We start from the raw sequence: 21,490 nt of genomic DNA, 5'->3' as shown, positions 1-21,490 counted from the left end.
GCAATCCTAAAAATATAGAAAATAACACATTACTTATGAGTAAACCAGGAAATATTTGGAGAAAAGTTCACGGTAAAATTACTAAAAAACCAACTAATTTCTCATGGTTAATTGAAAATAAACTTGCAGGTTCTGGAATACCAACAAGTTTTGATGAGTTTGATTGGATTCTAAAACAAGGTGTTACATCAATTGTAACTATGACTGAAAATGCTTTACCTGAAGAATGGGTAAGTAATATTGGTTATTTACATGTCCCAACACCAGACCTTACAGCTCCTGACATGGATAGAATTGATACGGCAGTTGATTTTATCCATAAAAAAATTTCAAAGGATCAGGCTGTGATGGTTCATTGTGCAGCTGGAATGGGAAGAGCTGGAACAATTCTTGCTTGTTATCTGGTAAAGTATCAAAATTATCCTGCAAAAGACGCAATTAAAAAAATTAGAACTGAAAGACCAGGATCTATCCAATCCGAAGTACAGGAATTAGCTATTACATTCTATGAAAAACATGTAGGAAGTAAATAGATCACATAAACTGTGATACTAGTTTTCCATCTACGATCTTTATCTTTAATATTTTATTTTCTTGAAATACAAGAGTAATTCCACCATCTGAATCAGGATCTTCAACCTTTACTAATTCAATCATTTTAATTTGTTCGAATTTATCCATTCATTTTCACCTATTCTGGAATTGATACAGCATCTATTTTTCCGTCCACGACTTTAATGAACAAAAATCTGTTATCTTTAAAGATAAACGTGATGCCTCCTTCTTTGTCCGGTTCTTCAACTTCAAGTATTGGCTGTCCTAACAGACCATCGTATTTTGCCATAATAATTAACTCAAAAAGTTCCTTATATCCCTAATTGATTGTGATCTCAATTTCCTTGGAATTACTTTTGACATTTCCTGGTTCTGTATAGTCATGTTTTTGCCATGAGGCAAATACCTCAGCACCGATCTTATGCTTACCTTTTCCTAGCTCAGAAGCTTTAATGACAATTTTTTCATTAAAATCAAACAACTCTTGTCTGACTTCCTCTTCCGATAATCGAATAAACGGCTCAAAATTTTTGGCTACTTGAACCCATATTCTTCTATCTTTATGGGGATTAACCAATTTTGGATTTCGTGTCCAAAATATTGCTGCTTTTCTATAAGTATCAATAGTTTTACCAACTTCCTTTTTCCTAAATCCACCAGAAGTCAGTTTTATACCATATTTCATCTTAAAAGATACGTCATTGTTGTTATACGCTTTAGTCCAATTTGCCTCATTGAAGGCATCTCTTATACCCCCATCTACTTTAAAACTGACATTTACTTCAATACTGTCGTTTAATGCGTATTCATCCTTGGTTTTCACTATGCCAATATCTGAAATCTTACTTTCTGTCATTCTGTCCGCTCATAATGATTTATATCCACAATAAGTGCTTTTTCCGAATACATGAATGCTCAAGTAATCAGTTCAGAACCTAAGGAAATTAGCCTTTCTATTACGGAAACTGATATAGGAATTTTGTACATAATTCAACATGAGCTTTTAAAGGAATCAAATATTGATTTTGCAGGTGTTATTGTGAAACATCCTCTTACTAATGAGTGCTGGATGAGAATAAACTCAAACACAAAACCTTTGCAAGAAATCAAAAAAGCAACAGATTCAGCAATAAAAATGGCTAATGAATTTAAACAATTATTTAATTCTAAAATTAAGGTAAATTAGATGAAATTTTGCCCCAAATGTGAGGTCAAATTAAAAAAAGGTGATTCTGGTCTCCAATGTCCAAAATGTAATTATGTTGAAGGAAATGAAACTATGCAAACAAAAACTGTAGTTGAAGAAGAGGAATCACAATTCAACGTATTAGCAGAAAATGAAGGAACTGAAACATTACCTACGATAAAAATTGAATGTGAAAAATGTGGTAACGATGAAGCAGTTTGGTGGATGTTACAAACTAGAAGTGCTGATGAACCTACAACTCAATTCTATAGATGTTCTAAATGTAGATACACTTGGCGTAATTACGCATAACGTTTAACTGGAACATAAAACCCAAAAGATTTAGTTTGACTTTCGAAGCAAAAACAAGTGGTTCAGATGATCTCAAAGCAATCATCTCAGCAATATCTACACTTGTAGAAGAAGCTACATTTGTTGCAACAGCTGAAGGAATTACTTTTAGGGGAATGGATCCATCTCATGTAGCTTTAATAGATATTTCTTGGCCTAATTCCGCATTTGAAAAATATGAATGTGATAGTGATATAAAATTTGGAGTTAGAATAGATGAATTTTCTAAATTAATTAAAAGAGCAGATAAAAAAGATAGTATTGAAATTAGTATTTCTGAACAAAACATGTTACTTGTAACAGTTGGTAAAAATAAAAAATACAAAATGCGTTTAATTGAAAGCTCTGCAACTGACACTCCTTTACCAAAAATTCCATATGATTCTAAAATTACATTATCATCTTCTAGATTTGATAAGATTTTAGGAGATGTTCAAGTTGTATCTGATTATTTGACTATTCATACATCTGATTCAAAAGCAGATTTTTCTGGAAAAGGTGATTCAGGCGAAGTTGTAATTGATCTAGAGAAAGATATAGATGAAATTGGTGAAATCTCTTCAAAAGAAGATAGTATTGGTACCTACAGCCTAGAATATCTTAATCCTGTAGTTAAAGCAGTAGGTACTACCGCAGGTCAAATTACATGTGAATTTTCTAGTGCAAAACCTCTAAGAATTGAATTCAAAGTAGCAAACATAGGTAGAATCCACTTTTATTTGGCTCCACGAGTAGAAAGTTAAAGCATTTAAAGATTAACTGATTCAGGTACTTTGAATTGAGACTTGTAATAAAATACGGTGGAACATCAATTTCATCGGCAAAAGATATTCAAACTGTAGCAAATTATGTTAATACATTATCCAAACATAATGAAATAGTAATAGTCTGCTCGGCAACTAGTGGTACCACTGATGATTTAATTGAAATATCTCAATCTATAAAAAATGAGAATAAAAACAAAGCCGTACAACTAGCATCAAAAATTATCAATAGACATAAACAACTTGCAAAGCAGACAATAAAAAAATCTACAATCAGAAAAAAACTATTAGAAAAATTAGATGTAGATTTTAAAGAACTTGTTGCATTAATTGAAGGAATGGTATTGTTAGGAGAAGTTACTGCCAGATCTATGGATTATTTGATATCATTTGGAGAACGCCTTTCAATAAAATTAATCTCATTTGCAATTAACGATTTGAATAAAAAATCAATATCTCTAACAGGTAAAGAAGTTGGAATTGTCACAGATTCTAATTTTGGTGAATCTATCCCGTTAATGGATACTACAAGATTAAGAGTTTCAAAAACAATCGATCAACAATTCGCCAAGAAAATAATCCCAGTAATAGGAGGTTTTACAGGAGCCGATCAACATGGACACATAACTACATTTGGTAGAGGTGGTTCAGATTATACAGCTACAATAATCGGTACATGCATCAAAGCTGATGAAATATGGTTAATGAGTGATATAGATGGATTAATGACTGCAGATCCAAAAATAGTAAAAAATGCAAAATTACTCAAAGAGGTTTCTTATATCGAAGCAATTGAAATGGCATTATTTGGAGCTAAACAAATTCATCCACGCACATTTGAGCCATTATTGACCAAAAAAATTCCAATGAAGATTCGAAATTCCTTTAATGTAAAAAACGAAGGAACACTTGTAACTGATTCACCTTCAATTTCTACAAAAAATACTGTAAAATGTGTGAGTAGCATTCGTCATAATGGATTAATCGATATACGTGGAGGTAGTATGGTTGGTAATCCTGGAACTGCTGCAAAAATCTTTACAACACTCGCTAAAGCTGGTATTAATGTAATGATGATATCTCAAAATCCCTCAGAATCTAGTATCACTATAGTAGTCAAGAATACTGATTTAGATAAAGCAGTTAATGCATTAGAAATGGAACTTTTAGGAAAAATAATTAAAAAACTAGAAGTAACTACCGATGTTGCAATTATTGCCCTGATTGGTTTAGGTATGCGAGGAACTGTAGGTGTTGCATCTAAAGTCTTTGGAGCAATCCAAAAAAATAATGTAAACGTAGCAATGATTACTCAAGGTTCATCAGAACTAAATCTTGCATTTGTTGTCAAAAATTCTGATACTAATGTGGCAGTTCAGGCTTTACATGATGCATTTGAACTGGATAAAATTAACTAGAGATAAAATCATTTAAGGGGAACAACTTCAAATGATTTCGTTGAATAGATTTGTAATTATCTTAATTGTAGGAATTTTTGTTTCAGGAATTCTTACAATTTCCTTTATCTCTAACAGCTATGTTGATGCAAATTCTACTAAAAAAATTAATTTTACTAAAACTATCATTTCATCACAAGATCCAGGTCAAGGACATGAAAATCATCAACTATCATTAATCTTATCGCCAAATGAAGGAACTCTTTATGATGGTTCTATGACATTTACATCAAATGAACCTGTAGATGTTGTTGTTTTACACGAAATTACTGGTAATGATGTCAAAGGCCAACCAACTTGGACTATTGATGGAAAAACAATCTACGCAATGTCATTAATAGATCTTAAATCAAAATCAGACTCATTTGAATTTACTGGAGCTGCTTTGGCATTACACTCTTCTAATTCTAAAGAATTCACTGCAACTGTAAGTGTTGATGGTTGGATTAGAGGTCAACCAACCGAAGTAATCATGCAAAAAATACAAGTTGAAAAAGATCCATCATTAATGTTATCTAGAGCAAATGTAGAGGCAACTATGCCAATGCATGAAGGACTTTACAAAGGTAATTCTATTTTTTATATTATAACAGATACTAGTAGAGAAGAATATTCTAAAAAAATTACTGAAAAACAAGATTGGAAAGTACAGACTTCCACTTTAATTGAAAAAATGCCTGAAGAAATTCTACAAAAAATATTCATTTTTAATAATGGTGTTAGAGGTCAAGGAATTTATGGACATCAAAAAGAAATTTTTTCAAGTACTCCAGTGCAAGAATCAAAATATAGTGCACTAAATTCAGTTATTGAAGTTTCATGGAAAAAAGGTCAAAATGCTAAAGTTCTTGAATCTTTTGAAGATGTAATTGATGCTGAAAAAAATGGAAGAATTGAATTTACTAAAACTGGAGTAGTCATTAATTCTCCTCAAATAATTTGGCCTAATGGACAAATGTTAGTAAGAAATGATACCAAAATTACTGATGATTTAACATTTAGTGGAGGTCAAATTACTAAAATTAACAAAGATGAGATGACTGTAACATTTGTTGCTCATCGTATGTGGGGTCCAGATGGTAAAACAATCTATGCTATTGTAACTGATGCAACACCCTCTAATCCATCAGAAATAATGGGAATTCCGTTTTCTCCTGTATATGACAATCTAATTACAAATTCTTCTGCAGCTGATCTGTTTCAATTTCAAAACGGCATTAAAGGCTCAGGTTCTTTAGGGTATCAACCAGGAATAACAAGTGTAAATTCTGATCAGGAAAATTATAGTCCTATATGGCGTATCTATAATGTTGAATGGCACAATCCTAAAGATGCGAAAATACTTCAAACCATGTCTGATATTGATTCTTTCAAAGCAAAAGACCTCATTTCAGTAAGTTTAGCTCGTCCCATGAATAGCCATCATATCATAAATGGCCCACTCATAGATCCATTCCAATAAAAATAAAATCACTAAACGGATAAATTACTTGAAAGGAAATTTAATGTTAAATTGACTGGTAAACTCTACATCGTCGGCGTTGGTCCTGGACATCATGATCATATGACATTTCGTGCTAAAGAAGTGATTGAAGAAAGTGATACAATTGTTGGATATGAAACATATGTTAACCTAGTACAAGATCTTATTGAAGGAAAAACAGTTCATCGTTATGCCATGACTCAAGAAGTTGAACGTGCTCATCAATGTATTGATCTGGCAAAATCTGGAAAAATAGTTTCACTTGTTTCAAGTGGTGATCCTGGAATTTATGGAATGGCCGGATTAATTTATGAAACACTTGCAGCAACAAATTGGAATCCTAAAGATGGTCTGCAGGTAGAAATAGTCCCTGGTGTTTCTGCGTTAAACTCATGTGCATCAATTATTGGCTCACCACTTATGACTGATTTTGCAGTTGTAAGTATGAGTGATTTACTGGTACCATGGGAAATAATAACTAAAAGAGTTGAAGCCGCCGCACAAGGTGATTTTGTAATTGTAATTTATAATCCAGCAAGTAAAAAAAGAATACATCAACTGGTCGATACGAGAAAAATTCTATTGAAATATAGAAAACCAACAACACCTGTTGCAATAATTAAAGGTGCATTTAGAGAGTCACAAACTATTGTAATGACTGATTTAGAAAACCTTCCAAACCATTCTGATCAACTGGGAATGATAAGTACGGTGATTATCGGAAATTCATCTACTTATACTTACAAAGATTTGATGATTAATCCAAGAGGATACAAATCAAAATATAACCTAGAAGAACAAACTAATCCCAATCTTAAAATTCAATAATTTTTCTTAATTGCGTTAAACAACTCTTCACTAAGATTTAGTTTTTCACGTATTGGTGAAATCACTTTAACTAGATATTCTCCTACCGTTTGTTTTAGATCCGTTGGATGTAATTTTTTTTCTGCAAAATCAGATTCTAATTGATTATAATTTGTATATGTGATGTTTCCACCAAATTTTTCTGGTCTTTCTATGTTAATTTCACTAAATTCATGGAAAATTACATTTTTTGAAATTTCTAATAATGGGTTATTCTGAATATTTGCTTCTTCACACCATGCTTTTTTGATCTTTGTTCGAATTTCATCATCAGAATTATGAATAAAAACTCCTGAATTTGGATCTGACTTACTCATTTTTGTTGATTCCCCATTTGCATTTGCTGGTTTTGTTAAACCTGGTAATAGTTTATGATGAACAGCTACTGGAACTTTCCATCCCATTTTAGGAAAAATCTCTCTTACAAGCATGTGTATCTTTCTTTGATCCATTCCAGCATGAGCGATATCTACACCTAAAGAATGAATATCAACAGCTTGCATTGCCGGATAAAGTAACTTAGCTACATCTATCTTTGTATCATCTTCTGAGCGCCCCATGATTGTAAGGGTTCTCATAGTTCTAGCTATCGACATATGTTTTGTAAATTTAACGAGATTAGCCCAATACTCTGTTTTTTCTTCATACAATTTTGATCCTAAAACAATTTCTACATTTGGACAAACTAACCTGAAAGCATCTTGGTAATATTTTGAAACTTCTTCAATGGTTTCCCAATTTCCACCCAACTTATCATTAATTATAGTGTGCCAATCTGCAAGAAAAACTGTACATTTAACACCCGCTTTAATAAAATCATTAATTTTGAAACCAGTACTAATTAAGCTACCAAGATGTAAAAATCCAGAAATCTCTAAACCAATGTAATGCTTTGGGGATGAATTTGTTTTGAACAATTCTAATAATTCTTCATGCGTAACAATCTCTTCAGTTGGGGGTCTTTCAATTAATTCAATTTTTTCAATGATATCCAAATCAAAACAACTTCTGAGATGTAGGTCTATAAAGTTATTTGAAATATGATTTAGTTCATATTTGCAATATTTGAATTATTAAATGAATTATCAATAATATGACACTTGAAGAAGGATTAGAACTAATTGAAAACTACAAAAAAGGATTACAAAAATTTTTAGATGTACTACCTGAGCAAGCAGTTCAGTTAGGCTCTGAAATGATCAAAACACTAACAATAAATTCAAAAAATGAAATTGCAAATTTGGAAGCAATAGAAAAAGCATTAAAACGTACATCTAAATCAGGATGACTAAATGATTGAGTTTTTTTATTATTTAGAAGTATGAAAAATATAGGAATTGAATTATAATTATGACTGAAGATAAATGGAGTAGAAGCGAACAAAGAATTATTTCAATTATAGAAAAATTTACAACTTATAAAAATTGGATTTCTTTTATGCATTTATCAATAGAAGCAAAAATTGATCATCAAACGTTAACTAATCATATTGATTTGTTAATTAAAAGAGGTACAATAGTAGAATATAGAGGAAAAAATAAATCAAGATTATTTTGTATTTCTGGACATAGTGATGATATAGAATATAATGAACAATTTCGAGATTTCACCCAAAGAGATCTACTAACTAAAGAAGAAGCAAATGAAAAACTTTCTAAACTATACAAATTAGGAACAGATAATCTTTACCACAAATTTTAATCATTAATTAAATTTTTAAAAATAACATTTCACTTACAATTTTTTTTATGTTTTCTTAGATCTTCTGAAGAATCAAATTCTGAACCACATGCTCTGCATTTTTCCTTTTTTTTGTTGTGTGCAACTTCTTGATGTTTTTTTAGCCTTTCAGGATCTGTTAGTACTGTTCCACATTTTTTACATTTTGTTTCATTAGAACTACTAAACAATCCCATGTTTAGTGTAGTATCATCTAGTAGAAAAACTAATTTCCTCTTCCCAAGCCATTTAATTCTTAAAAATTCTTACAAAGGTAACAATTGTTAATTTACAAGATTATCTTTTGGGAATGCTTTCATAGGCGAAACTGTGAATAGAATTGTGGTATCTAAACACTTTGAAGAACAATTTTATCAATTTTGTACTGAGAACAATATCAAATGGGATGAAAAAAAGAGACGATGGAATAAACCATTTCATCCTAAAATTAAAAATATTTGGATTAAATCTGAGAAGGGTGATTTTCTAAATTCTATACGTCCAAAAGAAAAAGGATACTATGATTCCAAATTTTTAGGATGGGAATTGGGAGTCATTAAGAAAGAATATTGTTTTTGGTGTGGTAGAATTATTGAGGAAACAAGAAAAAATGATCCACGTTCAGAAACTGTAAAATTTTGTAATCAAACCCACAGAAAAGCATTTGGTAAAGTTAAAGCTGATCAAGAAAAACTAGGAAAACTATTTGCATCTAAATAAAAATTATAATTCATTATTCTAAGACTTTTCTTGGTTTAGTACTAAGATAAAATGCATGAGCACTAATTATGAATGCAGCAAGGAAAACCTTTGTTGCAAAAACTAAATTCCATGGTCTATTTTGATCTGGATATGCAATTGATAACATATCAATATTGGGAGCATTACCTTTAATCATACCTGCTGTGATCTCTGCGTTTAAAACTGTAAAATTGTATAATACTTCATACAATGTAATAATTGCAAATCCTAACAACATAAGCTGAAGTAATGCCATTCTCCATCCAATAATTTTATTTCCAGCAGTTCTTCTCCATCCTATTCTTGAAACGCAATACCATCCAATAATTGTAGAAAAGAATATCCAAGTAGAAACCCTGGCAAAATTTTCAAATGGTATGAAAGTATTCTGAATTGCTTCTCCCATAACATATTTTCCGTTTTCCATCCATTCTATCATAGTGATGTATACTCCAAAAACAAGACTTGAGACCATGATAAAACCGCAAACATAGAAAATGTATAGAAAAACTTTGTACCCTGCATCTGATTTTTCAAGATGATGTTGACTCATTATGCGAATTTCCTAATTTTGAAATATAAAAATTCATGCCTATTTCATGAGATTTATAGACTAGTTTTAATGAGATTCTTTGTTGAAAATTGCAATTAATGTTCCATTTGTAGGTAAAGATGAAATTTCAGCAGTCACATCAATTCTTAAAAATGGTTCACTTACATCAGCAGCAAGTCATGGAGGAAAGCATGTACAAGCATTTGAAAAATCAGCATCTTTATTCATAAAATCAAAATATGTAGTTGCTGTAAATTCTGGTACTGCTGCTTTACAGGCTGCACTTTATGCTTTAGATATCAAAAAAGGTGATGAAGTACTTGTTCCTTCATTTACATTTGTTGCAACTGCCAATTCTGTTGTCTCTACTGGAGCAAAACCAGTCTTTGTTGATATATTGAAAGAAAATTATACTATGGATCCTGATGATCTACAAAAAAAGATTACAAAAAAGACTAGAGCAATTATGCCTGTACATCTTTATGGCAATGTAGCATATATTGATAGGATCTTAGAAATTGCAAAAAAACATAATTTGCCTGTAATAGAGGACTCTGCTCAATCTTTAGGTTCTACTTACAAAGGAAAACATGCTGGAACTTTTTCTGATTTAGGTTGTTGGAGTATGTATCCTGCTAAAGTAATGACATCTGGTGAAGGAGGATTTATTGGAACTAACAATAAAAAATTATATGATAAATTATTGATGATCAGAAACCATGGAATGGTTCATGGATATGATACCAGAATATTTGGATTAAATCTTAGATTACCAGAAATAAGTGCTGCCATTGCAACAATACAAATGAAAAAACTTCCTGGATTTCTAAAAACCAGACAAAAAAACGCAAATCTATTATCAAAACTTATTTCTAATTTGAATATTATTTTACCACATCAAAGAAAAAATGAAAATGTGAACTGGTATCTTTACACAATAGCAACTTCAAAACGAGATAAAATTTTGAAAAAACTTAATGAAAAAGGAATAGGCGCAGCTTCTTACTATCCTATTCCAGTTCACAAAACACCATTTTACCAACAAAAAATCAAACTTCCTATAACTGAATGGGCCTCATCTCATACTTTATCTCTTCCAATACATCCTAAAGTTACTAGTAAAAATATTGAATTTATCGCACAATCTCTTCGTGATATAGTCAATGAATAGTATCGAAAATGCAATTGGAGAATTATGCAAGATTATACTGCCAATCCCAGAAGAATCATACCTAGGAAATCCTCATTCTTCTATAGCAATTTGTACACTTTCAAGCATGAATTTACTTAAAAAAATCTCAAATTCTGAACTTTTGAATCATATTTCTATTGCTGGAAGATTACTTTCTGAAAACAAAGGAATTGATTCTATAATTAAATATCTTAACCAAAATAAAAAAGTAAAGACGCTTATAGTTTGTGGCAAAGAAGTTTGGGGTCATAAAGCTGGTCATTCATTGATCAAATTACATGAAAATGGAATCAATGAACATGGAAGAATAATACACTCAATAAGTCCTGATCCTTTTCTTACTTCAACAAAATCTGAGATAAATTATTTTCAGAATGAAATCAATCTAGTAAATATAATTAATGAAACTAATCTTGAAACAATTAAAAAATATGTAAACTAGTATCCGTTTCTTTGTCTTTCTCGATTAATTTCATTTTTCTTTTTATATTCTTCAAGAATATCGTCTGGAGTCAAATTTAGTTCTAAGGATGCTTGTACCACAAAATGCCAAATATCAATTAATTCTTCTCTTGCTTCTAATACATTAAATGGAACTGGAGTTTTCCACCATTTCCAATTTGTAGTTCTTTGTAGTTCTACGGCTTCATGTATTATTGCTGTAGATAATGCAGAAATTCTTCCTTCAGAATCTTTTGGATATCGATCTAACTTCATCATTTCTGATAACCCCTTTTGTAATTTGAATATAGTATCTAAACGATCTTCATTTTTTTCAGACATATCTTAGAATATACAACCCAATTGCGGAAATAATCAAACTTAAATCTTTTTAGAAACGAATCATTTTTTCATATAATTTGACTCGTTTCATGATATCTGTTTTGCTAATTTGAAGTAATCCATCTAATCCATATCTTTCAACAGCAAATGAACCCAAAACATTTCCATAAACAACAGCTTTTTTGATCTCTGATAACCTGACTGAATTTTTACTAGCTAAATACCCTATCATGGCTCCAGCAAACGAATCTCCTGCACCTGTTGGATCCACTACATCTTCTAATGAAAATCCTGCTGATGGAAATACCACATCATCAAAAAACATCATTGAGCCATGCTCTCCTTTTTTAATAATTACATATTTTGCACCCCATTCCATCATTTTTTTTGCACATTTTATTAGGTTGAATTCTTTTGTTAGCAATTTAGCTTCTTCGTCATTTATGACCACTGCATCTACAGCTTTAATCATCTTAATTACCGATTCTCGTTTTGTAGAAATCCAAAATTCTATGGTATCACACATTGAAAATTTTACTTTATCAAATTCTTTAATCAACATTAAATTTTGATCAGGATCATTATTGGCTAGATACACAAATTGAGATTTTTTATATTCTTGTGGAACAGTTGGTTTAAAATCTGCTAATACATTTAACTCAGTCTTTAAAGTTTCTCTTGTACTAAGTGTTTTATCATAACTTCCATCATAACGAAATGTCTTGCCATCTTTTATGGTTAAGCCTTGTAAATCAAGATGTTTTGCTAAAATTTGATGATATCTTTCAGGAAAATCTTTTCCAACTACAGCTATTAGTCCGGTGTCTACAAAATTACTTGCTGATATTGCTGCAAATGTAGCGGCACCACCTAAAACATCTTTTAAAATTTTTTTTGGAGTTCTAATTGTATCTAACGCAGTAGAACCAAAAACAGTTAACATTCTTTAAAAAACTAATTTTCACGTATAAATTCTCTTGCTTGGTCAGGTGTAGGATAATATACAAAAGGTACATCAATCGAAGTAAAAATCACATCATATTTTATGACACCACTTATTTTTACTGTTGAATCTTCTTGTGTATTTACATTAGAATCTCTCATATACGTACCGCTTACAGAACTACTTCCTAATGCTGGCAGTACAAATGACTCCAAATCTCCCCTTCCTATCATTTCCTCATTTGCTACTACAAAAAACTCTGTTTTACCAGCAGTCAAATACAATAATGATGGATTACTAAACTCTAGTACAACGTCATGAATTACTCCACTTTCATTTTCTTCAAGAAGATCACTTTGAGTAATTTTCACGCCTATTTGTGAGGCTAATACATATTGTGAATATGCAAATAGACTTAACGCAATAACAATAATTATTATTACTTTCTTGGCTTTGGAAACCATACATCACGTTATCTCAAGATCGCTTTTTAACTCAATAGGAAAAAAATCCCATTTCTATGTGTAAAAGTTTTGATCTAATCTTGAAGCTGATTAGAGCTAGCAGAATAAATCAAAACCTTACGATTTATGGGTGATGGCTAGAATAAAACTTAAACTTGGTGAGAGTGAAATTGAGGTTGAATCTAGAGATTTCTATGTTGATAATCAAACTTTAGGTGAAATTATTGAAAACATATCAAGTCACATACATGCAAATCAGGCAAAAATTATCTATGAAAATTCAAATGAAGTTTCTACAAAGCCAAATGAATCAATACAGTCTAACCGATTTGGTCTTGAATATTTAGATGATGCAGAAGCATTTGAGCCAGAGTTTAATGAACCAAAACCAATTACACCTCATGAAATCAAAGCAAAATTAAGAATATTAGAAACTAGTAAATTCTTTGATTCTCCTAGAACCGTAACAGAAACCGTCCAACAACTTCGAGAATATGGTTGGAGTGCTAGTCCCTTAGACGTATCAAAAGCTTTAGCAAAAATGGCATCTAATAGAGAAATTCTAAAAAATTCAAAAGAGAATAGAGCCCATTATTTTGTTGAAAACGCATTAGTATCTAACTAATTTTATACTCACACTTTTCACAACTCTCAAAAATCTCTCCATCTAAATGATCAAAATGTGTGTTACACTGATTACATGTGTGATGCATATCGAAATATCCATCTTTCTCAATTTGTCCGATTCTCTTTGATTCTAGATTAGTACTTTTACATTTGATACAGTGACATCCACATTCAATTTTCATTTATTTATTCTCCAATAATCTATGTATAGTTGTTTTACATATACAAATCATTGGGAAAGAAACGGGAAATCCCACTTGAGATTGATGATCATTTTAAGTTATATGGAAAAGAACCCTGGGAAGTAGATTATGGCGAAAAATGCGTAATCTGTAATGTTCGGATTGATGAATATGGTTTTTGTTCTTGTGGTTCAGGTGGAGAGTAGTCTTACATTATTTAAAAAATATGTTCATAGTCTATTGAGATATTAAATTTCATCTGCATTTTGAGTATGCTCATCTTCAATATCTTTTGAAGTTACTGATGATTTTTTCTTCATGATAAATATGGTAATAATAACTCCAACTATGATTATTACGCCAAGTAAAACTATGATGTTCTGATTAATGTCTGATACTAGTGGTAAATCTCGCATATTGGGATTTACTTGATCAGTATTTTTTGAATCTACGATTGATACCATGCCTGTAGTATCGGATCTTACGTTAATCCATACATGTGTTCCATTATTGATGTATCCATGAAAGTATATTCTTTCATTATCTACTAATACATCATATGATTCTGGTAATAGTTGAAGAGGAACTACCAATGTTAGAAATTGATTTTCTCCATTAACATGAAAATTAATTCTTTTGGTTAATTGTTCAAAATTAAATTCATCTATTTCTGCAAACGATCTAATTTCAATTAAAAAATCTTTATTATCGTATTTTATATTTTTTAATATTTTTGGCTCATTGATAGAATACTCTAGAATCATTTGACAACCATGACATGCAATTCCCTTTTTCTCACCCAAATACACTGGTTTATCATTTACAAAAACTAGATCTACTTCATTTGGAAATATAAAATTAGTTGTTTGAAGATATCTGAAATCTAAAGTCCATACATTATTTTTTAGAACTAAAACATCCTCAAGATCATATTGTACAACTATGTTTTTTTGTGATGGAAAAATAATAATACCATCATTATCTCCAATAGAGCCAAATTGCTTCTCATCTCCTTCAACATCAGTAACACTAAGATTACTTACCAATCCATCGATCAATTGTAATTGTTTAGGCGAATTTGCTGCAATGACTTCATGTACAACGTGAATTTGATTCAATTCATTAATTATTACATTAACTGTTTTTTGTTTTGCTTCCTCACCAATAGATACTTGAGCATAAACTGTAGGAATTGCTATAATGAATAACAGTATTATGAAAAAACCAATCTGCTTTATTTTCATTTATTCCACTTTAACGTGAATCATTTTTGCTTCTTGAAGAGGACAATCATTTCCATCTCTTTGTAACTTTACAATTTTATCTGCAACATCCATCCCTTCTGTCACTTCTCCAAAAACCGTATATTGTCTATCGAGGAAAGTACTGTCCGTAGTAACAATGAAGAATTGTGAGCCTGCACTGTTTGGATCTTGGGCTCTAGCCATAGAAACAATCCCACGATGATGTGATCTGGAACTAAACTCAGCTTTAATTGTATAGCCTGGACCACCTGTTCCCCAAGTACTCTTATTTCCACTTTTTGTGTTAGGGTCTCCTCCCTGAATCATAAATCCGGGAATAACTCTATGAAAAAGTGTACCATCATAGAATCCGTCTTTTGCTAATTTCTCAAAATTTCTTACAGTTTCTGGAGCCAAATCAGGAAGTAATTTAAATACAATTGTTCCCAAGTTTGTTTCAATAATTGCTGTACTCAATGAGAACTATCAACAGCATTATCATAAGAGTCTTTTTGTGTAAAGTAAATTAATATTTTTATAGTCTGTTATTTTTTTTTGAAAAATTCATAATAATCTGTACGTTTTTCGTTAATACAATAATTATTTAATAATTAGCGAATACTCAATGAAAAATTTTTCCAACTATTAATACTTGAATTAAAAATTAAATCATGTCAAAAAGTTATAGTCTTATATAGAACAACTAAAATTTAGAATTCGTTGAATCGTACAAACCAAAGCACGATCATTAAAGAAGCAATTAATTCTTATCTTGACAAAGGTGTAACAGACAAGCAAGATATCTATACCAAAGTTGTAGATGAACTTGGTGTCCCAAGACCTACTGTAAGAAGGGTCGCAAGAGATTTGAGAACTGAATTACTACAAAAAATCCAGATCTTACAATCAGATATGCCTAAAGCATCTAACGAAGACGAATAAACTAGACTCTTTTTTTCTTTTTACTTAATATCAAATTTTGACATTAGCATTACTGTTATAAACAATGAATTTTTCAAATAAATTATGGGATACCTTGGAAACCATTTAGCAACAGTGGTTACTGGAGTCTTTGCAGCTATACTTACTGGATTATGGCCTTATTTTGTAGATTTTGCTCCAATCCTAAATTTTGTATTTATTATGGCTGTACCAATAACTTGGTTCCTTACATTTACTTGCTGGATTTCTCAAAAGAGTACTGATTATATGCATAAATATGAAATTCATGAAAATCATAGCGAAAAAAAAAGCTTGAGTAGCTCACAAACAACTCAAATTTACACATCAGATGGAAAACAAGTTAGTCCTACTGAAATTAAAGTAGCACAAAATGAATTATCTGGTGAATTAAATAAACTCAAAGAAAGTGTAAAACTCAAAGACAGTGAAATTGAAAGACTAAACCAAGAAATTTCAAATTTGCAAACTTTAGTTCAGATTGAATCATTAAAAACAGAACTTGCAAATCTTAAGATGTTGGCATCTAAAAGTAAATCAAAAAGCAAATAGATCTACTTGTTACAATGACTACATACTATGCCATGATTGCTCTTACAACTTGGGCAACTAACAGCACCACCATAATGACATTTACATGAGCACAACTCTGTTGGATCTTTTTCCATATCTAGTATCATTTCTACGTCATGTTAATATTTGACTCTTTAATTTTTACCTTTGATGAATTGGAATAAATCTTTTAAACTAAATAATGTAATTACAGATATGTCCAAAAATATTATCTTTGCAAGCGTTATTGCATCAATAATATTTACTACTGTTTTATCAACTAATATTTCGTTTGCTGAATCAATAAATTCACAAACAGAAATTACTCCAATCAATAATTCCATTGGACTTGAAAAAACAACTTTACAAATGCAAATTTCTGAAAATAATAAACTACCTTGGGGATTCGTTGAAGGAAAAATTGCAAACCATGTTGCTGGTCATCCTGTAATTATTCAGATATTTGATAACGATGAAATTATTCCTGGAAACAGTGTTGGTGCAGTACACTTTGCACAAACTATAGTAAATGAAGATGGCTCATATGAATACAAATTTAGGGTATTAGATTCCAATAACGGAAAAATAACTAAAATCTTTGATGGAAATTATACTGTTAAAATTTTCAAAGTTGTATACTTACAACCTAATCTTGATGTAATTTAGAGGCTATTTTCAAAGTCTCATCTACCATATCTCTTAATCTTTTCTTATCCTCTTCTTTTGATATAGCGTTTTCTGATATTGCTTCTGTTGTGAGAAACACTGCTTTAGGATTGGCAATTACTCTAAAATATGATAATAATTGAGTGATGAGTGTTTGTACATCAATAAATCCAATATTACTTGCGGCTAAAATTACTATGCCTGCAACTTTACCTTCAGTTTTTTTATAATTGATATATTCAAACAAATTTTTCAATGCAGAACTAAAAAATGAATTGTAAATTGGAGATCCAATTAACCAAACATCTGCATCCATGATATCTTTAGCTGCATTTTTTGTTTGCTCATTATATTCTTCTTCTGGTCCTCTATAACATTCAATTTGTCCATCTGAAAGATTGATAAATTCTGTATCTACATTTTTTGATTTAGTATATTCGTAAACATATTTCATTATCACTTGAGTATTTGCATTTTTTCTAGGACTACCTGAAATTACTACAACTTTCATAATTCTGACCATTTACAACTGTATTTAAGTTGCAATAATAATTTTTTAAAAAACGGGCTTGGAGGGCTTCGATCCCTCGACCTGTAACTTAGGAGGCTACTGCGCTATCCAAGTTTCGCGTCTTAAATGACTCTGCGCCACAAGCCCAGCAAAAAAAACATTTGTAATTATTTAAGCGTAATCAAGATTAGTTTTGATCATCTCTTGAATTTGATTCCATTCTGTATTCTCAGTATCTTGCCATTTTTCAAAATATACTACATCCTTCAGATCAAGTCTTGGAAGCCATCCTGCAGTTTCAAGATCTGGTTTTTGTGCAAATTCATCTACATATCCCAAACATAGATATGCTATCGGAACAACATGTTCTGGTAATTCTAAAACTTCCTTAAGTGCATCATTTGAAAGAATGCTTACCCATCCAAGTCCAATTCCTTCAGTTCTTGCAGCAAGCCATAAGTTTTGAACTGCACAGCATACACTGTATAACCCTGCTTCAGGAATACTTGTTCTACCAATCACAAATGGACCAAATTTAGTTGGATCATATGTTACACATAGATTAATAGGAGATTCTAAAATTCCTTCAAGTTTAAACGAAAGATATTTTGATCTTTTGGGCTCTTCAATTAATTTTGATGAACGACTTTTTTCTTGTTCAAATGAATTTTTTATCTTCTTTTTTGTAATCATTTCTTTTATCAAAATAAAATTCCATGGCTGAGAAAAACCAACAGACGGTGCATGATGTGCTGCATTTAGAATTCTAGCTAAAATATCATCATCAATAGATCTTGATGTAAAATGTGATCTAACATCTCTTCTAGAATAAATTGCCTTATAGAGGCCTTTTTTTTCCTCTTCTGTAAAATCTTCTGTCAACTCTTAACCGTCTTCCTTCTTTTTATTCAATCCTTTCTTTTGTTAAACGTTAATAATGCCTGCACCTAATCTTTTACTTCAATGGGCCGGTAGTCTAGCCGGTTAGGATACTGCCCCGACATGGCAGTGATCGTGAGTTCGAATCTCACTCGGCCCACTCTTTAACTTAAGTTGAAGACTTGAATTCTTTTTCTATCAAGCTCCAAGACGTTTCTGTAGTTATGATTCCTTCAGCACTAAAACTATTGATCCTGCCATCCAAAACCGCTTGATATATTTCTGAATTTAATTCAGATTTTATTAAAACGAAAGTGTTTTTCAATGGAATTTCTGAATCCGGATAAAACACTGCCCTACCAGGCATGGCAATATCTTCAGTGGAATATTGACCAGAACCCAACAATTGATCATCTGCATAAAGCTGGTATCCAATCACAGGAACTGTAAAAGTTTTTTCACTTGGATTTTTTACAAGAAAAACAATTTCTAATTTTGCAGAATTTTCAATTGAATTAACGTCTTTTACTTCTACACTAGATAATTGAATTTCAACTTGTTCTAACTGTGAATTATCAAGACTGGCATACCAGATGATTATGCCCATTAATCCAAATAATCCTGCTATAGAAGCATACACTATCATTTTACTTTGTAATCCCAATTCAATGATATCAGATTATGAACAACTAAAAAACGTTGTCAAGATCCAAATACATAATATTTGATTTGAAATATGAAACAGTATGACTCCATTAGAACAAGCAATAATTATGTGGATTCATCTTCTTGCAGCTGCAATCTGGGTGGGCGGTTCTCTTTTTATTGGAATTGTTTTTTCACCACTTCTAAAAACAATGTATGGTTCAATTGAAGAAAGATTACAAATTATGATTAAAGTTGGTAAGAGATTTAACAAAATTGCTGTACCGTCATTAATTATTTTAATGGGAACTGGATTATACAATTCACATGTATTGTTGAGTAAACCTGATCTGTTAATGGCAACAAGCTATGGTAATTTTCTTATTATAAAAATAATTTTAGTCATAGCATTGATCATTACATATATCATTCATGTTAGAGTAATTAGAAAAGATGTAGAAGAAAAAATAATGTCAAAACAAATGTCAACTCAACAAATTCAAAAACTAAGAAAAAAAATCATCATACTTGGAGAAATTACTGTAATCCTATCTGTAGCAATTCTATTTTTTGCATCATTACTAGATGCTGGCGTATGAAATACCTTCAATTCTAATCTCAAAACCATCATTTAGTTTACCTACTCCATATTTACAACCAGTTATTTTTGAAGCCACAAACAAATTTGTCTCTAAATGTTTTGAAATATTTTTAACTCTAAAAATTGTCATTTCGTTAGTAAGACATGCTGGTAAAACAAGCATGTCTGCTAGTCGTTCATCAACACCAAGATTATTTTTAATAAAACTTTCTAGATCCAAATTAAATTGTTCAGTTTTTTTATCAAAAATTGAATCAATTCCATTTATTGATTCGTCATCAATACTATAAATCAACAAAGATGCTCCTGAATCAATAGCAATTTCTTCATTAATTTGAGATTGAACATTAAATTTTTTTTCAATTAATTTTTTTTCAAAACTTTCCACATTTCTTTTTATTAATTCATTTGGTAAATTAGAAAATGAACAAAATAATTTTACATTTCTTGTTTTTCTTTGATTTAGTGTAATTGATTTTACTTTGGATGGTAAAACTTCCAAATTTATTTCTCCACCACCTTTAGGATAATAACCACGTTTGATTACTTTCATTGAAAATTTAATTCCCATTCTAGAATATGCTTCTTTCAAAACATATTGAGTATAATCAATTGTAGGACTCCAAAGAGTATCTGTACCTCCTTTGATTGTTAAATTTATTTTTTTTTGACATATTGCAGCTACTGGAATCAATACTTGTAGTATGAGAGATATACTTCCTGCAGTTCCAACATCTTCAATTAGATTACAACTTTTGACATTTCCTGGAATGAATTTTAAACTTGTTGATCCTATTTGTGCTCCTTCTACATCTGCATCACAAATTTTTTGTAGAATTTTAATTGCTGTAAGATGTTGCGGTCTTAATCCTGGAACATTCCTATTTTTTCTTATATTTTCTATTATTACAGATCGTTTTGTAATACATGATAATGTAATTGCAGTGCGAATTATTTGTCCTCCGCCCTCACCAAATTCACCATTAATTTTTAGAAATTCCATGTATTTTCTTGATATACAGCACTTTATGATAGTTTTTTAAAAAGAAATTATCTAATTATTTTGTATGAATGGATTACTAATAGGGAGATTTCAACCATTTCACTTAGGTCATTTAGATGCTTTACATTTTGCATTATCCAAAGTTGATAAATTATGGGTAGGATTAGGCAGTTCCAATAAATCTTTAGATAAAAACAATCCATTTTCTGCTGAAGAACGAAAAGAAATGATTTTATCTTCAATTGATGATTCTATGAAACAAAGAATCCAAATCTATTTCATTCCAGATCTGGATAATCACATTAAATGGATTGAACTTATCAATACAATAGTTCCAAAATTTGATATTATTTTTACTAATGATGAATTAACTAGACATCTTTATTCAAAACGTAATGTTACAGTACTGTCAATTCCATTTGTTAAAAGAAATGTTCTCTCCGGAACAAATATTCGAAATATGATAATATCCGATCAAAAATGGGAGGATCTTGTTCCTGAAGGAACTAAACATTTTTTGAATAAAATTAGTGGTAAACAACGATTGAAAAATCTCTAATTA

At 30.7% G+C, this 21,490-nt stretch carries 34 protein-coding genes and 2 tRNA genes; 20 read left to right on the top strand and 16 right to left on the bottom strand.

The window, feature by feature from the left end:
- Positions 1-35 precede the first annotated feature (35 nt).
- The gene (locus MY1_RS08710) at positions 36-533 is read left to right on the top strand and encodes a dual specificity protein phosphatase 23 (protein ID WP_007551630.1); all 498 of its coding nucleotides are present in this window, start codon (positions 36-38) and stop codon (positions 531-533) included.
- A gap of 1 nt (position 534) precedes the next feature.
- On the opposite strand, the gene MY1_RS09980 is transcribed toward MY1_RS08710, so the two are convergent.
- Genes MY1_RS09980 through MY1_RS08705 form a run of 3 tightly spaced genes read right to left on the bottom strand, consistent with a single transcriptional unit; the run spans position 535 to position 1,411 of the window.
- On the bottom strand, positions 535-681 hold the full coding sequence (locus tag MY1_RS09980; RefSeq protein ID WP_007551628.1) for a hypothetical protein: 147 nt from the start codon (positions 679-681) through the stop codon (positions 535-537).
- A gap of 10 nt (positions 682-691) precedes the next feature.
- Positions 692-844, bottom strand: coding sequence for a hypothetical protein (locus MY1_RS09975; RefSeq protein WP_007551627.1), 153 nt, complete (start codon positions 842-844; stop codon positions 692-694).
- Between the two features lie 30 nt (positions 845-874).
- Positions 875-1,411: a hypothetical protein gene (locus tag MY1_RS08705; RefSeq protein WP_007551626.1), complete on the bottom strand. Its 537-nt coding sequence runs from the start codon at positions 1,409-1,411 to the stop codon at positions 875-877.
- Between the two features lie 51 nt (positions 1,412-1,462).
- On the opposite strand from MY1_RS08705, the gene MY1_RS08700 reads away from it, so the two are divergent.
- Genes MY1_RS08700 through cobJ form a run of 6 tightly spaced genes read left to right on the top strand, consistent with a single transcriptional unit; the run spans position 1,463 to position 6,624 of the window.
- Positions 1,463-1,741, top strand: a complete 279-nt coding sequence (locus tag MY1_RS08700; protein WP_048110146.1) for an RpoL/Rpb11 RNA polymerase subunit family protein — start codon at positions 1,463-1,465, stop codon at positions 1,739-1,741.
- The gene (locus tag MY1_RS08695) at positions 1,742-2,053 is read left to right on the top strand and encodes a transcription factor S (protein ID WP_007551624.1); all 312 of its coding nucleotides are present in this window, start codon (positions 1,742-1,744) and stop codon (positions 2,051-2,053) included.
- A gap of 35 nt (positions 2,054-2,088) precedes the next feature.
- Entirely contained in the window at positions 2,089-2,835 is a 747-nt protein-coding gene (gene pcn / locus MY1_RS08690; protein WP_007551623.1) for a proliferating cell nuclear antigen (pcna), read from the top strand.
- Positions 2,836-2,870: 35 nt separating this feature from the next.
- The gene (locus MY1_RS08685) at positions 2,871-4,274 is read left to right on the top strand and encodes an aspartate kinase (protein WP_007551622.1); all 1,404 of its coding nucleotides are present in this window, start codon (positions 2,871-2,873) and stop codon (positions 4,272-4,274) included.
- A 40-nt stretch (positions 4,275-4,314) separates the two neighbouring features.
- Complete coding sequence (locus MY1_RS08680) at positions 4,315-5,775, top strand: DUF7482 domain-containing protein (protein WP_048110568.1); 1,461 nt, start codon at positions 4,315-4,317, stop codon at positions 5,773-5,775.
- Positions 5,776-5,826: 51 nt separating this feature from the next.
- On the top strand, positions 5,827-6,624 hold the full coding sequence (gene cobJ, locus MY1_RS08675; protein WP_007551619.1) for a precorrin-3B C(17)-methyltransferase: 798 nt from the start codon (positions 5,827-5,829) through the stop codon (positions 6,622-6,624).
- Here the strand turns inward: cobJ and MY1_RS08670 are convergent.
- Positions 6,618-7,658, bottom strand: coding sequence for a tyrosine--tRNA ligase (locus MY1_RS08670; protein WP_007551616.1), 1,041 nt, complete (start codon positions 7,656-7,658; stop codon positions 6,618-6,620). The genes cobJ and MY1_RS08670 overlap by 7 nt on opposite strands.
- A 98-nt stretch (positions 7,659-7,756) precedes the next feature.
- Here MY1_RS08670 and MY1_RS08665 point away from each other — a divergent pair, with 98 nt between their 5' ends.
- Positions 7,757-7,951, top strand: a complete 195-nt coding sequence (locus MY1_RS08665; protein WP_007551615.1) for a hypothetical protein — start codon at positions 7,757-7,759, stop codon at positions 7,949-7,951.
- A 62-nt stretch (positions 7,952-8,013) separates the two neighbouring features.
- Positions 8,014-8,364 carry a hypothetical protein gene (locus MY1_RS08660; RefSeq protein ID WP_007551614.1) on the top strand — a complete coding sequence of 117 codons (351 nt, stop codon included), beginning with the start codon at positions 8,014-8,016 and terminating at the stop codon, positions 8,362-8,364.
- A gap of 29 nt (positions 8,365-8,393) precedes the next feature.
- On the opposite strand, the gene MY1_RS08655 is transcribed toward MY1_RS08660, so the two are convergent.
- Complete coding sequence (locus MY1_RS08655; RefSeq protein ID WP_007551613.1) at positions 8,394-8,579, bottom strand: C2H2-type zinc finger protein; 186 nt, start codon at positions 8,577-8,579, stop codon at positions 8,394-8,396.
- A gap of 133 nt (positions 8,580-8,712) precedes the next feature.
- On the opposite strand from MY1_RS08655, the gene MY1_RS08650 reads away from it, so the two are divergent.
- The gene (locus MY1_RS08650; RefSeq protein WP_237698829.1) at positions 8,713-9,102 is read left to right on the top strand and encodes a hypothetical protein; all 390 of its coding nucleotides are present in this window, start codon (positions 8,713-8,715) and stop codon (positions 9,100-9,102) included.
- A gap of 13 nt (positions 9,103-9,115) precedes the next feature.
- Here the strand turns inward: MY1_RS08650 and MY1_RS08645 are convergent, their stop codons facing one another.
- On the bottom strand, positions 9,116-9,676 hold the full coding sequence (locus MY1_RS08645; protein WP_007551611.1) for a hypothetical protein: 561 nt from the start codon (positions 9,674-9,676) through the stop codon (positions 9,116-9,118).
- Positions 9,677-9,758: 82 nt separating this feature from the next.
- On the opposite strand from MY1_RS08645, the gene MY1_RS08640 reads away from it, so the two are divergent.
- On the top strand, positions 9,759-10,847 hold the full coding sequence (locus tag MY1_RS08640; RefSeq protein ID WP_007551610.1) for a DegT/DnrJ/EryC1/StrS family aminotransferase: 1,089 nt from the start codon (positions 9,759-9,761) through the stop codon (positions 10,845-10,847).
- Positions 10,840-11,310, top strand: a complete 471-nt coding sequence (locus MY1_RS08635; RefSeq protein WP_007551609.1) for a tetrahydromethanopterin S-methyltransferase subunit A — start codon at positions 10,840-10,842, stop codon at positions 11,308-11,310. Before MY1_RS08640 ends, MY1_RS08635 begins: the two co-directional genes overlap by 8 nt.
- On the opposite strand, the gene MY1_RS08630 is transcribed toward MY1_RS08635, so the two are convergent.
- The 3 genes from MY1_RS08630 to MY1_RS08620 are packed head-to-tail and all read right to left on the bottom strand — an operon-like array spanning position 11,307 to position 13,058.
- Positions 11,307-11,651, bottom strand: coding sequence for a dUTPase (locus MY1_RS08630; protein ID WP_007551608.1), 345 nt, complete (start codon positions 11,649-11,651; stop codon positions 11,307-11,309). The genes MY1_RS08635 and MY1_RS08630 overlap by 4 nt on opposite strands.
- Positions 11,652-11,700: 49 nt before the next feature.
- Positions 11,701-12,594, bottom strand: a complete 894-nt coding sequence (locus MY1_RS08625; RefSeq protein ID WP_007551606.1) for a PfkB family carbohydrate kinase — start codon at positions 12,592-12,594, stop codon at positions 11,701-11,703.
- A gap of 11 nt (positions 12,595-12,605) precedes the next feature.
- Positions 12,606-13,058 (bottom strand): hypothetical protein, encoded by a 453-nt coding sequence (locus tag MY1_RS08620; protein ID WP_007551605.1) that lies wholly within the window; start codon positions 13,056-13,058, stop codon positions 12,606-12,608.
- 133 nt (positions 13,059-13,191) lie between these two features.
- Here MY1_RS08620 and MY1_RS08615 point away from each other — a divergent pair, with 133 nt between their 5' ends.
- Together MY1_RS08615 and MY1_RS09970 are read left to right on the top strand one after the other, a co-directional pair.
- Positions 13,192-13,683: a hypothetical protein gene (locus MY1_RS08615; RefSeq protein WP_007551604.1), complete on the top strand. Its 492-nt coding sequence runs from the start codon at positions 13,192-13,194 to the stop codon at positions 13,681-13,683.
- Positions 13,684-13,917: 234 nt separating this feature from the next.
- On the top strand, positions 13,918-14,073 hold the full coding sequence (locus MY1_RS09970; protein ID WP_007551603.1) for a hypothetical protein: 156 nt from the start codon (positions 13,918-13,920) through the stop codon (positions 14,071-14,073).
- A 42-nt stretch (positions 14,074-14,115) separates the two neighbouring features.
- On the opposite strand, the gene MY1_RS08605 is transcribed toward MY1_RS09970, so the two are convergent.
- On the bottom strand, positions 14,116-15,111 hold the full coding sequence (locus MY1_RS08605) for a hypothetical protein (protein ID WP_007551602.1): 996 nt from the start codon (positions 15,109-15,111) through the stop codon (positions 14,116-14,118).
- Positions 15,112-15,588 carry a peptidylprolyl isomerase gene (locus MY1_RS08600; RefSeq protein ID WP_007551601.1) on the bottom strand — a complete coding sequence of 159 codons (477 nt, stop codon included), beginning with the start codon at positions 15,586-15,588 and terminating at the stop codon, positions 15,112-15,114.
- 243 nt (positions 15,589-15,831) lie between these two features.
- On the opposite strand from MY1_RS08600, the gene MY1_RS08595 reads away from it, so the two are divergent.
- The 3 genes from MY1_RS08595 (at position 15,832) to MY1_RS08585 (ending at position 17,289) form a co-directional block, all read left to right on the top strand.
- Complete coding sequence (locus tag MY1_RS08595; protein WP_007551600.1) at positions 15,832-16,053, top strand: hypothetical protein; 222 nt, start codon at positions 15,832-15,834, stop codon at positions 16,051-16,053.
- Positions 16,054-16,137: 84 nt separating this feature from the next.
- Positions 16,138-16,623 (top strand): hypothetical protein, encoded by a 486-nt coding sequence (locus MY1_RS08590; RefSeq protein ID WP_007551599.1) that lies wholly within the window; start codon positions 16,138-16,140, stop codon positions 16,621-16,623.
- A 216-nt stretch (positions 16,624-16,839) separates the two neighbouring features.
- Entirely contained in the window at positions 16,840-17,289 is a 450-nt protein-coding gene (locus MY1_RS08585) for a hypothetical protein (protein WP_048110139.1), read from the top strand.
- On the opposite strand, the gene MY1_RS08580 is transcribed toward MY1_RS08585, so the two are convergent.
- The 3 genes from MY1_RS08580 to bluB all read right to left on the bottom strand — a co-directional run bounded on the left by MY1_RS08580 (position 17,270) and on the right by bluB (position 18,682).
- The gene (locus tag MY1_RS08580; RefSeq protein WP_007551596.1) at positions 17,270-17,812 is read right to left on the bottom strand and encodes an NADPH-dependent FMN reductase; all 543 of its coding nucleotides are present in this window, start codon (positions 17,810-17,812) and stop codon (positions 17,270-17,272) included. The genes MY1_RS08585 and MY1_RS08580 overlap by 20 nt on opposite strands.
- A gap of 41 nt (positions 17,813-17,853) precedes the next feature.
- Positions 17,854-17,947: transfer RNA gene (locus MY1_RS09730), tRNA-Arg, on the bottom strand.
- A 24-nt stretch (positions 17,948-17,971) separates the two neighbouring features.
- Entirely contained in the window at positions 17,972-18,682 is a 711-nt protein-coding gene (bluB, locus tag MY1_RS08575) for a 5,6-dimethylbenzimidazole synthase (protein WP_007551594.1), read from the bottom strand.
- A gap of 83 nt (positions 18,683-18,765) precedes the next feature.
- Between bluB and MY1_RS08570 the strand changes: the two genes are divergently transcribed.
- Positions 18,766-18,839, top strand: a tRNA-Val gene (locus MY1_RS08570).
- A 9-nt stretch (positions 18,840-18,848) separates the two neighbouring features.
- Here the strand turns inward: MY1_RS08570 and MY1_RS08565 are convergent.
- Positions 18,849-19,325 carry a hypothetical protein gene (locus tag MY1_RS08565; RefSeq protein WP_007551593.1) on the bottom strand — a complete coding sequence of 159 codons (477 nt, stop codon included), beginning with the start codon at positions 19,323-19,325 and terminating at the stop codon, positions 18,849-18,851.
- Between the two features lie 100 nt (positions 19,326-19,425).
- Between MY1_RS08565 and MY1_RS08560 the strand changes: the two genes are divergently transcribed.
- Positions 19,426-19,923 (top strand): CopD family protein, encoded by a 498-nt coding sequence (locus MY1_RS08560; protein ID WP_007551592.1) that lies wholly within the window; start codon positions 19,426-19,428, stop codon positions 19,921-19,923.
- On the opposite strand, the gene rtcA is transcribed toward MY1_RS08560, so the two are convergent.
- Entirely contained in the window at positions 19,906-20,928 is a 1,023-nt protein-coding gene (rtcA, locus tag MY1_RS08555) for an RNA 3'-terminal phosphate cyclase (protein ID WP_007551591.1), read from the bottom strand. The two genes, MY1_RS08560 and rtcA, sit on opposite strands and share 18 nt — an antisense overlap.
- A 64-nt stretch (positions 20,929-20,992) precedes the next feature.
- Here rtcA and MY1_RS08550 point away from each other — a divergent pair, with 64 nt between their 5' ends.
- A complete protein-coding gene (locus tag MY1_RS08550) occupies positions 20,993-21,487 on the top strand; it encodes a nicotinamide-nucleotide adenylyltransferase (protein WP_007551590.1) in 495 nt (164 codons plus the stop codon).
- Positions 21,488-21,490: the final 3 nt, after the last annotated feature.

Source organism: Nitrosarchaeum koreense MY1, assembly GCF_000220175.1.
Taxonomy (GTDB): domain Archaea; phylum Thermoproteota; class Nitrososphaeria; order Nitrososphaerales; family Nitrosopumilaceae; genus Nitrosarchaeum; species Nitrosarchaeum koreense.
The sequence above is the reverse complement of the archived record's forward strand: the minus strand, read 5'-3'. Positions and strand labels throughout refer to the sequence as shown.